General features: G+C 47.4%; 12 protein-coding genes. 6 read left to right on the forward strand and 6 right to left on the reverse strand.

Annotated features, from left to right (window positions below):
* Positions 1–144 precede the first annotated feature (144 nt).
* From dsrA to WC647_15185, 3 genes are read left to right on the forward strand one after another with little or no spacing between them, the layout of a single operon-like run.
* A complete protein-coding gene (gene dsrA / locus WC647_15175; protein ID MFA6223650.1) occupies positions 145–1,434 on the forward strand; it encodes a dissimilatory-type sulfite reductase subunit alpha in 1,290 nt (429 codons plus the stop codon).
* A gap of 15 nt (positions 1,435–1,449) precedes the next feature.
* Positions 1,450–2,568 (forward strand): dissimilatory-type sulfite reductase subunit beta, encoded by a 1,119-nt coding sequence (dsrB, locus tag WC647_15180; GenBank protein MFA6223651.1) that lies wholly within the window; start codon positions 1,450–1,452, stop codon positions 2,566–2,568.
* Between the two features lie 20 nt (positions 2,569–2,588).
* On the forward strand, positions 2,589–2,825 hold the full coding sequence (locus WC647_15185) for a dissimilatory sulfite reductase D family protein (GenBank protein ID MFA6223652.1): 237 nt from the start codon (positions 2,589–2,591) through the stop codon (positions 2,823–2,825).
* Between the two features lie 94 nt (positions 2,826–2,919).
* On the opposite strand, the gene WC647_15190 is transcribed toward WC647_15185, so the two are convergent.
* From WC647_15190 to WC647_15200, 3 genes are read right to left on the reverse strand one after another with little or no spacing between them, the layout of a single operon-like run.
* Entirely contained in the window at positions 2,920–3,582 is a 663-nt protein-coding gene (locus WC647_15190; GenBank protein MFA6223653.1) for a 50S ribosomal protein L11 methyltransferase, read from the reverse strand.
* 57 nt (positions 3,583–3,639) lie between these two features.
* The gene (locus WC647_15195; GenBank protein MFA6223654.1) at positions 3,640–5,172 is read right to left on the reverse strand and encodes an Rne/Rng family ribonuclease; all 1,533 of its coding nucleotides are present in this window, start codon (positions 5,170–5,172) and stop codon (positions 3,640–3,642) included.
* 25 nt (positions 5,173–5,197) lie between these two features.
* Positions 5,198–7,672 (reverse strand): TIGR03960 family B12-binding radical SAM protein, encoded by a 2,475-nt coding sequence (locus tag WC647_15200; protein MFA6223655.1) that lies wholly within the window; start codon positions 7,670–7,672, stop codon positions 5,198–5,200.
* A gap of 107 nt (positions 7,673–7,779) precedes the next feature.
* On the opposite strand from WC647_15200, the gene WC647_15205 reads away from it, so the two are divergent.
* Entirely contained in the window at positions 7,780–8,031 is a 252-nt protein-coding gene (locus WC647_15205) for a hypothetical protein (GenBank protein ID MFA6223656.1), read from the forward strand.
* 90 nt (positions 8,032–8,121) lie between these two features.
* Complete coding sequence (locus WC647_15210; protein MFA6223657.1) at positions 8,122–9,573, forward strand: CoA-binding protein; 1,452 nt, start codon at positions 8,122–8,124, stop codon at positions 9,571–9,573.
* Between the two features lie 47 nt (positions 9,574–9,620).
* Here WC647_15210 and WC647_15215 read toward each other — a convergent pair whose 3' ends face one another.
* The 3 genes from WC647_15215 to thiD form a co-directional block, all read right to left on the reverse strand.
* Entirely contained in the window at positions 9,621–10,583 is a 963-nt protein-coding gene (locus tag WC647_15215) for a glycosyltransferase family 2 protein (protein ID MFA6223658.1), read from the reverse strand.
* A gap of 35 nt (positions 10,584–10,618) precedes the next feature.
* Positions 10,619–11,608, reverse strand: coding sequence for a GTP 3',8-cyclase MoaA (gene moaA / locus WC647_15220; GenBank protein MFA6223659.1), 990 nt, complete (start codon positions 11,606–11,608; stop codon positions 10,619–10,621).
* 114 nt (positions 11,609–11,722) lie between these two features.
* Positions 11,723–13,045 (reverse strand): bifunctional hydroxymethylpyrimidine kinase/phosphomethylpyrimidine kinase, encoded by a 1,323-nt coding sequence (gene thiD, locus WC647_15225; GenBank protein MFA6223660.1) that lies wholly within the window; start codon positions 13,043–13,045, stop codon positions 11,723–11,725.
* 187 nt (positions 13,046–13,232) lie between these two features.
* Here thiD and rfaE1 point away from each other — a divergent pair, with 187 nt between their 5' ends.
* Complete coding sequence (rfaE1, locus tag WC647_15230) at positions 13,233–14,687, forward strand: D-glycero-beta-D-manno-heptose-7-phosphate kinase (protein ID MFA6223661.1); 1,455 nt, start codon at positions 13,233–13,235, stop codon at positions 14,685–14,687.
* The last annotated feature ends 585 nt before the right edge of the window (positions 14,688–15,272 follow it).

Below are 15,272 nucleotides of genomic sequence, written 5' to 3' on the forward strand. Positions count from 1 at the left end.
AATAAATTCGCCGGTTTGACCAAATTTTAATGAGCTTTATGAGCTTGAACAGTCGGGTATGCCGACGTTTTTTATTTGTGGCTACCAGAATAGATCACGATTACTCGAAGCGCAGAAGACCCAAGTAGAGAGGAGGAACCTTTAATGGGAAAACGCAATACCCCTATGCTTGATGAGTTGGAAAAGGGGCCGTGGCCTAGCTTTGTATCTGATATCAAGCAGCAGGCGGAAAAAGGAAAACACATTCTCAAAGAAGCCCCCGCAGATTTGTTAGGGGTTATGGAATTGTCCTACGTGGATAAGGTTACCCACTGGAAGCATGGTGGCATCGTAGGCGTATTTGGATATGGCGGTGGAATCATTGGTCGTTACTGTGACCAACCACAGGCGTTTCCCGGTGTGGCTCACTTCCACACTGTTCGCGTCAATCAACCATCCAGCAAATTTTACACCACAAAATTTCTCAGAAGCCTTTGTGAACTTTGGGAAAAACATGGTAGTGGCCTGACGAATATGCACGGGTCCACGGGCGACATCGTGTTCCTGGGCACGACTACGGATCATCTCGAGCCCTTATTCTTCGAAATGACCCACGAGTTAAATCAGGATCTAGGTGGTTCAGGATCAAACCTCAGAACGCCAGAGTGCTGTTTAGGGCAGTCCCGATGCGAATTCGCGTGCTATGACACTCAGGAAGCCTGCGATAACCTGACTCATGAATATCAGGATGAACTTCATCGCCCGGCGTTTCCTTACAAGTTTAAATTCAAGTTCGACGGTTGTCCCAACGGTTGCGTGGCGTCCATCGCCCGTTCCGACATGTCTTTTATCGGGACATGGAGAGATGACATCCGTATAGATCAGGCCGCCGTAAAAGCGTATGTGGGGGGCGAATTCGCTCCTAACGCCGGCGCCTATTCCGGAAGAGATTGGGGCAAATTCGACATTCAAAAAGAAGTTATAGATCGTTGCCCAACAAATTGCATGAGCTGGGACGGGTCAAAGCTTGAAATCAACAACAGGGAATGTGTCCGCTGCATGCATTGCCTCAATGTTATGCCCAGAGCCTTGAGAAAAGGTCTGGATACCGGCGCGTCAATACTGTTCGGCGCCAAAGCCCCGATCCTGGAAGGCGCTCAGATGTCCACTCTGACCGTGCCTTTCATAAAAATGGAATCCCCCTTTGATGAAGCAAAAGAGCTTGTAGAAAAAGTCTGGGATTGGTGGATGGAAGAAGGCAAGAACCGTGAGCGTCTTGGTGAATTGATTCAAAGGAAATCCTTCCAGGAGTTCCTGAGAGTCTGCGAACTTGATCCTGATCCAAGGATGGTTGATGAGCCAAGATCCAACCCATACATTTTCTGGAAAGAAGAAGAGGTCGAGGGCGGATGGACCCGAGATATCGACGCTTTCCGAGCGAAACATCAGAGGTAAAGGGAGGTCAACAAGATGCCTTACGATCCCAAAGAACCGTTGAAAGATAGAATTACTGATATTGGCCCCAGACATTATGGGGAGTTTCTGCCGCCTGTCATTAAGAATAACAAGGGCAAGTGGCTGTATCATGAGATTCCACAACCTGGCGTGCTCGTTCACGTAGCCGAATCCGGAGAAAAGATCTTCTCGGTCCGCGTTGGCGGCTGCCGGTTGATGAGCGTTGAGCACCTCAAAGAGATCTGTGACATAGCCGACAAGTATTGTGACGGGTACCTGAGATTCACCACGAGAAATAACATAGAGTTCCTCGTCCAGGATGAATCAAAGCTTAAACCGTTGATCGACGATCTCAAAAGCCGTAAGTTCGAGGGTGGTTCGAATAAATTCCCGATTGGTGGAACTGGAGCCGGCGTTACCAATATAGTTCACACCCAGGGTTGGGCTCACTGCCATACACCTGCAATCGACGCTTCCGGTGTAGTGAAAGCGGTCATGGACGGAATTTATGACCAGTTCGGCAGCATGAAACTACCGGCGCCTGTGCGCGTGTCTCTGGCCTGCTGCCTCAACATGTGTGGCGCAGTCCATTGTTCTGATATCGCCATCCTAGGGATCCACAGAAAACCACCTATGGTGGATAGTGAGTGGATCGACAAACTCTGCGAACTGCCTCTTGCTATCGCCGCATGTCCTACCGGCGCCATTAAGCCGGCAAAAACAGCGGATGGGAAGAAGTCCCTGGAAGTCAACGCAGAACGATGCATGTTCTGTGGAAACTGCTACACTATGTGCGCGGCCATGCCGTTGGCCGATGAAGTTGGAAGTGGAATCGCCATTCTTGTTGGTGGTAAATTGTCCAACCGTATGACCAAACCTAAATTCTCCAAAGTTGTTATTCCTTTTATTCCAAACGAACCCCCAAGATGGCCTACAACCGTCGCGGCGGTTAAAAACATTCTCGATGTCTACTCTAAAGACGCTCGTAAGTATGAGCGCCTCGGTGACTGGGCGGAAAGAATTGGTTGGGAAAGATTCTTTGAGAAAACCAACATCCCATTTACCCACCACTTGATTGATGATTATCGTTTCGCTTACACCACGTGGCGGCAATCGACCCAGTTTAAGTTTTAATCGGTGTAAAGGAGCTTTCCATGACCGAGGAAGAAGCGAAAAAGGCTATTATGGATTCTTTGCACGGGAAATCCGCTGCCAAGTCAAAATTCTACCTGAAAGACTTTTACTCGATGTGCCCTGATATGAAACCCAGGGAAGTAAAAAATATCGTGAACAAGTTGGTAGGTGAAGGAATGCTTGAGTATTGGTCCAGTGGAAGCACAACCCTTATTGGCCTCAAGGGAATGGGTAAGCAACATACTGAAGAAGACTAAGCCTACCCGTTAAAATATTGCTATAGAAAAATCAATAGCCTTCCCTAAAAGGAGACCATTAATAACGGTCTCCTTTAACTTTCTGTCCATCGCGTCATGATGTTTCAAAAATCAAACCATTCCACTCATTAAGGCCGGCGCTCTCCACGCATTTGGCCCCCTGAAGCGAAAATTCTTTCCTTACAAGATCAAACATGGAATCCGGTATGCCTGAAAGGACCAAACAAGATCCGGCGTGAGCGACCAGTTTCTCTTTAAGTCGGAGTAACACGGGCGCAGCCAGGTTGGCTATCACGATGTCGAATTTCCCACTGATCGCTTCTATTGGGCCCACATAAAAACAGACTTCATTTTGCGCGAAATCTGAGCGAGCTTGCTGATTTAGAGCGACATTCCTGCGGGCTAGATATATGGCCGAAGGATCAACGTCGCATCCAACTGTAAGATTACAGCCCAAGACCCTGGCTGCTATTGTTAAAACCCCAGTTCCAGTTCCTACATCCAGCAATGAAAAGGCGCCTTGAGAATGGCTTAAATGGAAGATCGTTTTTTCAAGCAGCTCTAGGGCTATTATTGTCGTAGGGTGGTTTCCTGACCCAAACGAGGCCCCCGGGTCAATTATCAGATTGTGTCGATCTGACTCGGATTTCCAACTTTCCCAGTATGGAGTTATCCGTAAGTTGCGGCCGACATTCACGGAAGCTATGCCGGCGGTCCACCATTTTTCGGTGGACGTCGATCTGCTCCGTTTTCTCAAAAAATGTCCTTTACGGGGTTGAGCGGATGACCATCGGAGGAAATTCCGATCTTGATGTCACGAATTTGCAATCTCATATTGTTCTTGATGCAGATTCGGATCGGGATTGAGCTGAACTGTGGCCCTGTGTTTTTTCTGTATTTCCGCCAGTTTTTCACTCTCCAGCTCGAATAATAATTTAACAACTTCCGGATGAGCCGTGACCTTGATATTCAATGAACATCCGTCTGCAATTTGCCGCGATATGCCCCGGAGAATTTCATAGCAAACCGTCGTCTGAGACTTTAGAAATCCCTTGCCTTCGCAATATGGGCAATGTTCACACAGTGTCCTGGTCAAGCTCTCCCTGGTCCTTTTTCGGGTCATTTGAACCAGCCCAAGCTCTGAGATTTTCAGGATGTTAGTTTTCTGTTTGTCCCTCTTCAAAGCCTCTTGAAGGGCGTTTGTGACCTTTTCCCGGTCAGCGGGCCGATCCATGTCGATGAAATCCACGATGATGATTCCACCGATGTTTCTCAAACGGAGTTGATAGGCTATTTCTTTTGCGGCTTCAAGATTGGTTTTAAGTATCGTCTCCTGAAGATTGCGTTTCCCTACAAATCTGCCGGTGTTAACGTCAATGGCGACTAAGGCTTCGGTGAAATCTATGTTGATATATCCTCCCGACTTCAGCCACACCTTTCTGCCAAGGGCCTTGTTCAGCTCCATCTCAAGGCCGAAATGATCAAAAATCGGTTCTTCTCCGTCGTATAGCTCAACGCACGGTTTGAGTGGAGGCATGAACGTGTCCATAAAATCGAGGATTCTCTGGAACTGCTCTGCAGAATCTACGAGCAGCCGGGTGACATTTTCGGTGAAGAGATCACGGACACCTCTCAGACACAGGTCAAGGTCTTCATATATCAGAGAAGGAGCAGGAGCCTGTTTCTCCTTTTCGACAATCCTTTGCCAGCTACCCTCCAGGAACGTCAGATCAGCCCGTAATTTTTCTTCATCTTCGTGCTCGCTGACCGTTCTTACAATGAGTCCACAAACCGGCGGCTTGATTTTCTGGATAATATCTTTGAGTCTTTGTCTTTCAGCTTCGTTTTCGATCCGACGGGAAATCCCTATATGATCCACAGTCGGCATGAATACCAGGTGTCTGCCCGGAATTGAAATATGCGAAGTCACCCGGGCCCCTTTACTCCCGAGAGGTTCCTTTGAAATCTGAACGAGAATATCTTCCCCCTCTGTTATAAGTTCTTCAATCGGAGTAGTAAATTCAGGCGCGTCTTCAATTCCTTCCTGAAGTGACATCGCTTGTTGCTTTTCAGATTCGTCTTCAGTTTCTTCATGCGCAACCAAATCAAGTTCCGGAGAGTGGTGGTGAACATCCCCCACATACAAAAAGGCGGCTCTTGGTAATCCTATGTCCACAAAAGCCGCCTGCATACCCGGCAGAACCTTGATGACCCGGCCCTTGTAAATGTTGCCTACTATTCCTCTTTCACCTCGTCGCTCAAGATGGATCTCCGCTACCTGGCCGTCTTCAAGAAGCGCCAGTCGAATCTCCCGATCTGTGACATTCATGACTATTTCGTTACCCATAACGGTTCCCTTCACCTAAAATGGATCACGATTCAAATTCGATCATTGTCTTTGTTATCCTTAATGATCTCGCCTGTTCGTCCGATAAGTCCATAATTGACCCGATGGCTTCATAGGGATTAACTGAGCCGGAAGGAGCCATTCTGATTTTCATAGTGAGAAGTTGTCCTGAGAGAAAAATTGAGGAAATGTATTGCTTGAGGTCTCGAATTTTCGGTTTCCGTTCCGTACCAGACGTTATTATCAGACTCTCCTGTTCAGAAAATCGGCAGAGCCTGTCCCTCGCACGATCAATGGTTAAGTCATCATTTAAATGTATTTCGTAGACTACTATCTGAATTCTAGCAGACAAAGACTCTTGATTCAATGAAGTTTCACATATCTCCGCCGGTTTAATTCCTTTTGGCAGCGCGTTTTGGAGTTTTTCAAGAATTTCGTTGATTGGAGAATTTGCGTCTTTCAGGTCAAAATCGAGATATTCGGCCTCACTTTCTATGCCGAGCGCCGTTGGCGCCGAAAACCGGAGCTTTGGGTGTGGATGAAATCCAAGTGAATAATCCAGTTCCAGCCTGGCCCTTCGAAACGCCCGTTCGAAACACCTGACAACATCATGATGCCCCAACAACTTCATCGGGCCTGACTTGGAGTATCTAATTCGGAATTTCCTGATTTCCCGCTGTTCTGTCGATTCCCCACTGGAGGTAGGATCGCGCGTTTCCTGGTCTTCAGAAGCCCTATGAAGTACAGGCGCTATTTCCTTGAAATCACACACCCCGCATCCTAAACAGTTCCCTGAACGACAATCGGAAGTCAGTCCTTCCTTCAAAGACAATTCCAGTTCATCGACAAGAAATGATCTCGTCACCCCAGTCTGTATGAATTCCCAGGGTAAAGGTTCCTCAGTTGATTTCTCTTTTAGATACTGTCCCGGATCAATCCCGAACTCATCAAAGCAATTCATCCACAACTCAAAATTCAGTTTTTCATCCCAACCGTCAAATCTGGCGCCTTTCCTGTAAGCGCATTCAATTACCTTTCCGAGTTCCCTGGAGCCCCTTGCAAAAACTCCTTCAAGAAAACTAACCTTGGGATTGTGGAATTTAAGAACCGTGGATTTTCTTCTCATCAGGCTTTTTATGAACGATTGACGTCTTTGCGTTTCGTCGATTGATATTTGCCCGGCCCACTGAAAAGGAGTGTGCGACTTTGGAACAAAGGTGGAAATAGAGGCCCTTATCTGCCCAGCCCTACCCCATCGCGAAGATTTGAAAATCAAATCCACTATTCCCGCAAGATCTTCTTCAGTTTCTGTAGGCAACCCTATCATGAAATACAGCTTCACCGCTTTCCAGCCTTCCTGGAAAGCCGAGACTACGGCGTTTTTCAAATCTTCTTCAGTATTGCCTTTGTTGATAACCCTTCTCAGCCGTTCGGTGCCGGCTTCGGGGGCTAGAGTGAAACCGGTTTTCCTGACTTTCCTGATCTCTGTCGCTATTTCTGAATCAAAAGTATCGGTCCTGAGAGATGGAAGAGAAATGGCGACTTTTTTCGAAGCAAACTCTCGAGAAAGGTTTCTGATCAACGGGCCTATGGATGAATAATCACCGGATGACAGGGAAAGCAAACCAATGTCGTCCCAACCTGTGGATTCAATGAGCTTCCTGGTCAAATTCAACAGATCACTGGGTTTCCTTTCCCGGACAGGTCTGTAAATCATTCCGGCCTGGCAGAAACGGCATCCGCGCGTGCATCCCCGTGCAATCTCCAACCCCACCCTGTCATGTGTGATGTCGCAGAAAGGTACGACGAGGCTTTGGGGAAAGTCCGCCATGCCTAAATCGGGTAATATTCTTTTACTGACGGTCTCTCCCGGTTCGAACAGAGACGGAACAAAAACACCCTGTACCTTTTTCAGCTCCCTTAGAAGACTATCCCGATCTCCTCCCTGGGTCTTCCATGTCTTGCAAATCTCAACTATCTCGACAATCGCCTGCTCTCCATCCCCGATCAGGAACAAGTCAAAAAAATCAGACATCGGATTCGGATTAAAACATAAAGGACCACCGGCAATTATCAGGGGATGTTGAACGCCCCTTTCGCTGGACAGGAGGGGTATTCCCGACAAATCCAGCATTTGCAGCGCAGTTGTAGCGCAAAGCTCATATTGAAGAGAAAATCCTACTATGTCCATTTTTCGGACTTCATGGTGTGTTTCGAGCGTTAGTAAAGGGATACCCCTATCGCGCATCTGCTGTTCCATGTCGGACCAGGGCGCAAAAACCCGCTCAGCGAATACGTCTTCACGGGAATTCAGGATATGATAAAGAATCTTCAGCCCCAGGTGAGACATTCCGACTTCGTAAACATCCGGAAACGCCAGGGCTACCCGAATTTTGACCTTAGTCGGGTCCTTGAGAACAGCGTTTATTTCTCCACCGATATAGCGCGCAGGCTTCTGAACCCTTGAGAGCGCATCGTAATTGATTTTAAAGTCAACCATACCATCCTGCTTAATATCTTGTAATTATTAATTAAACATGACTAAAGAGGTATTGTGGGCAAGCAAAACATGTTACTTTCCGACAAAAAAATGTTAACATAACACGCATGAGAAGTAATCTACCGGTTCCTACGATTCTTGGCGGGTTAGTCGCAGCCGCTTCATTTGTGGCGTTCATGTCAAGTTTGGTGTCCGAGAATTTCTCTGAGAACGGATATCAGATTGTCTGGTTTTCAATAGCCCTCGGTCCAACCGCAATGATTTCAAGCATGCTTGGTTTTGCGGTCTGGTGGATGACTAAATTTCTGACAGCTCTCTTCTCACCGGTAGACCCCACGAAATCAGAACGAGACAACTGATTCTCACGGGAGTGATAACGTTCAAGACAGTTAGAATGAACGATCCAAAGTTAGGACCGGCGATATTGTGGTTTTTCCAAGGAGCAATTGATGAGTGATTTCGAAGAACACCCCTTGTACAGAATAATGCATCCGAGAAGTATAGCCTTTTGGGGAGCGTCCAGCAATTCCATGTCTATGGGCAGTATTCAACTTGCCAATCTTCTTTCGATGGGATTCGAAGGGGCTGTTTATCCCATCCATCCAAAAGAACCCGAAATACTTGGGTTGAAGGCCTATTCAAAGATAGGAGACGTTCCGGAAACTGTGGATCTGGCCATATTCGTCCTCCCAACGAAGGTCGTCCCGGGAGTTCTTGAGGAATGCGGACAAGCCGGCGTAAAGCGGGCGATTATTGTTTCCGCAGGCTTCTCTGAAAAAGAAGGTCCTGAAGGAAAGGAAATGCAGGATCAACTTGTGCGTACAGCCAAGAAATACGGAATCACGTTCATTGGGCCAAATTGTATTGGCGCTGTGAATCCCAGTTTAAATCTTAATACGACATTTTTTCCGTATGAGGCCACGCCGGGATTCATAGGAATGGCTTCAGAAAGTGGAAGTTTCATAACCCAAATGTTTGTGCACCTGGCTAAATTCGGCATTGGCTTCAGTCAGGGTTTCAGTCTTGGTAACGAAGCCATGATCGACCTTGCCGACTGCCTGGAGTATCTGGCCCAATGTCCCACAACGAAAGTGATCGCATTGTACGTGGAGGGGATTAGAAGAGGCAGACATTTTGTCGAGGTGGCGAGGAGAGTCTCCAGGATCAAGCCGATTGTAGCCTTTTATGTTGGAGGCTCTGAAGCCGGCCGTCGCGCCGGGCAGTCCCACACCGGGGCCATGGCGGGCCCTGACCGGCTTTACGATGGGATCTTTCGCCAGTGTGGAATTGTTCGCGCCCGATCTATTGAGGAACTTTTCGATTTTTGTTACGTGCTCGGATCACAACCATTACCTCGCGGGAACAAAATCGGAATATTGACTCACTCGGGCGGACCCGGGGCCGCGGCTGCGGACAGCGCTGAAAGAGCGGGCCTGAAATTGGCGAAGTTGACTCCAGAAACCCAGGAGGCTTTAGCCAAGTTGGTACCGGGCACGGCCAGCGTAAAGAACCCGGTTGATCTCACTTTTACAAGGAATCACGGCGATTACATGGAAATTTTGCCTAAGGTCCTCTTGAAGGATGAGCAGGTAGACCTGCTTTTTATATACTGTTTGATGCCTCAGCACCGTGTCATGACGGTAGTGCTGGGATCGGGCATGGCTTCAATCAGCGCCTCGGAATTCGCTGAAAACTACATTAGAGACCAAAGTGTGGCGGCTGCCTCTGCGGCTGCGGATTCCGGAAAACCAGTGGCGGGAGGCTCGTTTTGCGATCGTTCAGAGTTGTTCGTAAAGGAGTTGCAGGACCACGGCCTACCGGTTTTGCCAAGTCCTGAACGAGCGGTCACAGCCCTCGGAGCCCTTTATAGATACGCAAACTGGCGAAAAATCTTTTCATAGCGGATACATCAATAAATCGACCTACCTGCTACATCAGCTTTCCCCGTTTAATCCCGGGGAAGGCCATACCCATCCGGGCAACCTCTAAAATGCCATGCGTACAGGGCTAGCCGGACCTGAAATTTTTGACGAACGCTTTTTGCCTGCCCCAGTGTTAAAACAATGAACAAACCGTAGACAAACACATTCAATGTCACATTGACCATTATGACCGACTTGAGAAAATTCTTGGCGACTTTGCCGTAAAGCTTTTCGAAGAAAATATAACGGGACCGGTAAAACTCTATTCTAGCAGGCGCAGGATGGGACTTTGCTGAGCCTCCCTGTAAATGAACGGCTTTTGCTCGCGGCTCATGAACCACTCGCCAACCTGCCTTGCGCAACCTGACCGCCAGGTCTGTTTCCTCGAAAAAGAAAAAATAGCCTGGATCAAATCCGCCAACTTCATCAAAAGCTTTTCGTCTCACCAGCATCACGGCGCCGATAAGGGTCTCTACATCCTTGGGTTTGACAAGGTTTTCAGTTTTTCCGGGATAGCGTTTCGGAAAAAGACGCTTAAGCAGGCTTCTGTTGGTGGTTTCCGTCAACAACGTAGGAGTGGCCTCAAAAGATGTCTGTTTCGTGCCGTCACTATTCAGCAGTTGAGGACCAACAAGCGCTATTTGATCATCCGATGCAGCCAGGGCCAACATTGTTGAAACACAATCTTTTTCAACCAGGGCGTCTGTGTTGAGTAACAGGATAAACTCACCGTCGCTCATGGAAAAGCCCCGATTGTTGGCTGCGGCGAACCCTAAATTCCTTCCGGCCTCAATCAATGTCACATCCGGAAAGTTTGTCCTTATCATTTCGATCGAATTATCCGTAGAACCATTATCAACGACTATAATCTGAGATGGAATTTCAAGGTCCGATTGCAGAAATTTTGTGAGACAGTCACGTAGCAGAGAGGATGTGTTTCTGTTAACGATTATTACTGATAGATTGAGGGGGTGAATATTCTGCGGCATTCGGTGATGTTCTGAAAAACCTTGCTAAGCGCGACTTAACCGCCGATTACATTCATTCCGACATTCATATTCTCAACATTGGAAAATCGACTTGCCGGCTTTGCAAAAACAGCCCGTCTTATAAAGTCTTCGATTTCACAATCCTCCGGAGACGTTCTCAACAATGATTTCATATCAATTTCGGCCGGGCTCAAAAGACATGGCCTCAATGCGCCTCGCGCGGTTAATCTCAAACGATTGCAGGTTCCACAAAAGTGCCCTGTAATCGGATCGATAACCCCTATTCTTCCTAAGGCTCCCTGAACCTTATACATTTTGGCCGGGCCGTCCAACGTCGATCTTTCGAGAGGTTCAAGTTTGCCGAAAGATTTCTCAATAGACCTCAAAGCTTCCAACGCGCTGAACGAATCAGGCGAACCGGGAGGCGCCACTTCGGCTCCAAACGGCATCCTTTCAATGAATCTTACGTCGATGGGTCTATCTATCGCTAACCGCACGAAATCAGGCACATCAGATTCATTGACGCCCTTGAGTAGGACTACATTAAGCTTGATCGGATGAAATCCTATGTCGAGAAGCTTATCAATACCTCCCAGAACATTTTCCAACTCATCAGCCCCTGTTATGGCGTGGAAGCAATCTCTTCTCAGAGTGTCAAGACTGACATTCACCCGTTTAAGGCCGGCCCTCCTAAGTCCCTCGGCCATCTCTAACAGTCTTGACCCGTTTGTTGTCAAGGCTACATCTTCAAATCCGAGTTCAGAGGTTAACCTTGCAATAAAGCTGAGTACTCCTCGCCTGACCAGCGGTTCACCGCCGGTAACCCTAATCTTTCGAATACCAAGATTTTTCGCTGCAGTCACAATCCTAAGGATTTCTTCATATCGCAGGATATCTTTGTGGGATACAAGTTTGACCCCTTGAGGAGGTCTACAGTAAATGCACCTGAAATTGCAGAGATCGGTAATTGATATTCGTAAATAATCGATTGTTCGACCGTGAAGATCTACAAGCTTGTCTGGCATATATTGGTCCGCGCTCCTAAGAAGTATGGGAATGTTGGTTTCATAATCCGTCCATAATTATCTTAAGACTTTTTTGTCCTCCCGGCAAATCCTCAAAAGGGGTTATCGGAAAGCTCATAGTCTTGCGACTAAATCAACTATAGAAGATGGATCCTTTCCGAACAACCTGATCAAAGGCACCTTGCCTAAGGCTCCTCTATCAAAGATAGCGTCCGGAACCCTTCCAAGTTCCTCCATCACGTCCTGCACTCCCCACGCAAGGGTGCTCCCTTCCTCCTGTTGTAAATCCGGTGGAGTTCTCTTTCTATCAAACTCGGCCACTTCAAATCCAAGTGTTCGGATGCGTTTAACCAGCGATTCAGAATACGCTACAGTCATCGCGGAACGGCGATCATGATCATATTCCATAGCCGCCAGCAACAGGTGGTGAATTTGACGGGACGCCCCAAACTTGGCGCCCTTGAGCGTGTCAATTGTGTTCACGAGCCTCACTATTCTACCTGGGAAAGACGCCACATCGTTGACTGTTTCAGCGTATGGTATTGCAAAGGCAAGATTTGATTGCACCTCGGGGATCAAGTGTCCAATATTGAGGCGCTTCAACCTCTCGAGCGCTTTATCAAGTTCCTCTATGACCTGCGTTCTGGCTATTTCCCTGGCTATAGACGCGTAATGGTTTAAGGGCCCTATGCCTTTGCCGATTCCTAATGAAAACCGTAAAGCCCGATATAACATCCTCTTTGCCTTATCGATACATTCCATCATCGGCATCTTACGGGCGATCATCGTCGCGATAGCGGCGGATAACGTGCATCCCGTCCCATGAGTATGACGCGTCCGCACGCGTAGAGTCTGGAATTCGTAATCCTGGACGCCATCGTGGAGGACATCGACAGGGGCGTCTTTGAGATGTCCTCCTTTTACGAGCACATATTTCGGACCCATCTTCTGTAATTTCTTGGCGGCCTTTTTCATATCCGAAACGGTTTCTATCTTATTATCGAGGAAAATTTCCGCCTCGGGAATATTAGGAGTCAGCAAGTAACAGATTGGAAAGAGCTTTTCCACCATGGCCTGTTTTCCAGTTTCATCGAGAAGGATCGACCCGGACTTTGAGACCATTACAGGATCCACTACCAGGTTTTCAACTTTGTGTTTTATAAGTTGATCCACAACCGCTTCGACAATGTCTCCATTGCCAAGCATACCGGTTTTCACACTATCGGCGCCTATGTCAGTAAGCACTACATCGATCTGTTTCGCGACAAAATCAGGATCAACAAGCTTGATTGCGTGCGCGCCCAGAGTGTTTTGAGCGGTTAGGGCCGTAATAACGCTCATACCATAAGCGCCGAGGGACAATATGGTCTTAAGATCAGCTTGTATTCCCGCTCCACCTCCGGAATCAGAACCGGCTATTGAAAGAACCTTTTTCATACCCTTCCCCGAAATCTGGAAACTTGGCTTTTTTGAGACTCGACTTACTCGACCATTGTAACAACTGACTGTACATTTTCCAAACATTACAATTATGAAATTTAGCTTCCCGCTTGGAAATTTCCATTGAAACAATTATGGTAAGATGCTTTGATGCTTAAAAAGGGCATCTGCGGAGGCTGATGAATTGAACGAGAATTTGATTAGCAGAATGAAGCCGGCGTCTGTACTTGTAGCCGGTGATGTGATGGTCGACGAATATGTCATAGGTGATGTAGAGAGAATTTCCCCAGAATCTCCTGTGCCCGTGCTATTGGCCAAAGATAGACACAGAAGGCTTGGCGGCGCGGGGAACGTCGTGAGAAACGTGGTCTCCATGGGTGGCAATGTAGCCCTTTTTGCGACCGTGGGAGCTGACGCGGCAGGCGAATGGTTCAGGAAACATTGCGCTGAAATTGGGGTAGACACTTTCTGGCTGAAATTCGAGAGGTCCAGACCGACTACCATAAAGACAAGAGTTGTGGCCCGAAACCAGCAAATAGTCAGGATTGACGAAGAATATGTTGGGAGCATGCCCATCGAAATCGAAAAGAGTGTTCTGGCTAACATCAGGTCGGTAACACCACAGGTGAAGGCTGTAATAATCTCGGATTATGGCAAAGGGTTCCTATCTGACTCAGTCCTGAGAAACCTGTTCGATACAGCTCGTTCCGAGGGCGTCCCTTCTCTCGTCGATCCCAAAGGGCTCGACTTCAGCCGGTACAGGGGAGCCACTTATGTCACCCCGAATATTCGAGAGGCCTCCGTCGCATCCGGTATCGAAATAAAAGATAGTCAGACTCTTGAAAAGGCGGGCAAAATCCTTCTTGAACAAACTCAGGCTGAAGGATTGGTCGTCACTCGGGGAAAAGATGGCATCACATTGATCACACCGAGGAAAATTCAGGACTTTCCTGTAAAACCCGTTGAAATAGTTGATGTGACAGGGGCCGGTGACACGGTAATCGCCACTCTCGCCCTGGCTATCGCCAGTGGGTTTTCTGTTGAAGAGGCCGCTCAGATGGCTAATCTTGCGGCTTCACTGGTTGTGGCCCGTTTTGGAGCGGCGTCCGTAACTTTGGAGGAAATGGTCAATTCTTTGAGGAATTGGCCTCAGGGTAGAAAGATAATCCTCAGAGACGAGATGGAAAGAGTGGTTAGAAACCATCGGCTTCAAGGACAATCGCTGGTATTCACAAACGGCTGCTTTGATCTCTTTCACGTCGGTCATCTTGAACTTCTTCGCAAGGCCTCGACCTTTGGAGATATTTTAATAGTAGCTGTGAATTCCGACAAATCCGTCCACAGAATCAAGGGGGCCCATAGACCCATAGTAAGCGAAACAGAACGGCTGGAGCTGGTATCAGCCTTGAACTTCGTAAATTATGTCACCACATTCGATGAAGACACCCCTTACAGTCTGATAAAGGAGATCAAGCCCGACATATTGGTCAAGGGAAGAGACTGGGAGGGAAAAAAGGTAGTCGGCGAAGATGTTGTCAAGGGACGAGGAGGCAAGGTCCAATTCGTGGACCTTGTGAGTGGTGTCTCGACCAGTTCAATAATAGACAGGATTGTCAAAAAAGGTATGCAGAATTCTTGAATTAACTTTTGAAGTTTCTTAAACAATTGGCGTATTTCGTTTTTTGTGTTGGGCAGACCTAATCTTTGTCCAGTTTATTCATGTCCTTGTCCCATTCCTTCCAGGCATTGTTTTCACAGTCATTTATGCACATTTGGTATAGGCGCGGCGAAAAAACCCAGGTTGGTCAACATTATGGCTCCCAGCATTACCGCTACAACCGAGGCAAAATTAATTAGTATCATAGCTGAAACTCCTTTCCTTAAATTTGCTTCACGGCTCCTACTTATACAGTAGATGCAAACCATGACGGAAGGTTCCAGTTCCTATTATGATAGAGTATGTGGTTGACTTGTGGGTTTAATGGAAACCGGTCAATGAAAATATACGCAGTGTCGCTTGCCTGCGCCGTAATATCACATGGACGTCATATTTCAAGCTCTGTTGGAGCAAAGTGGACACTATGTCCATTTCACTCACCTGATCCCGATAACAACTCAATAAAACATATTATTTTAACTAAAATAGCTTGTTTCCAAATGCGATTTTTCTGGTTTCCTTATTGTCGTCATTCTTGTATGTTGATAATTAAGGATAATTGTATAA

Source organism: Desulfomonilaceae bacterium (assembly GCA_041662605.1).
Lineage (GTDB): Bacteria > Desulfobacterota > Desulfomonilia > Desulfomonilales > Desulfomonilaceae > CAJBEZ01.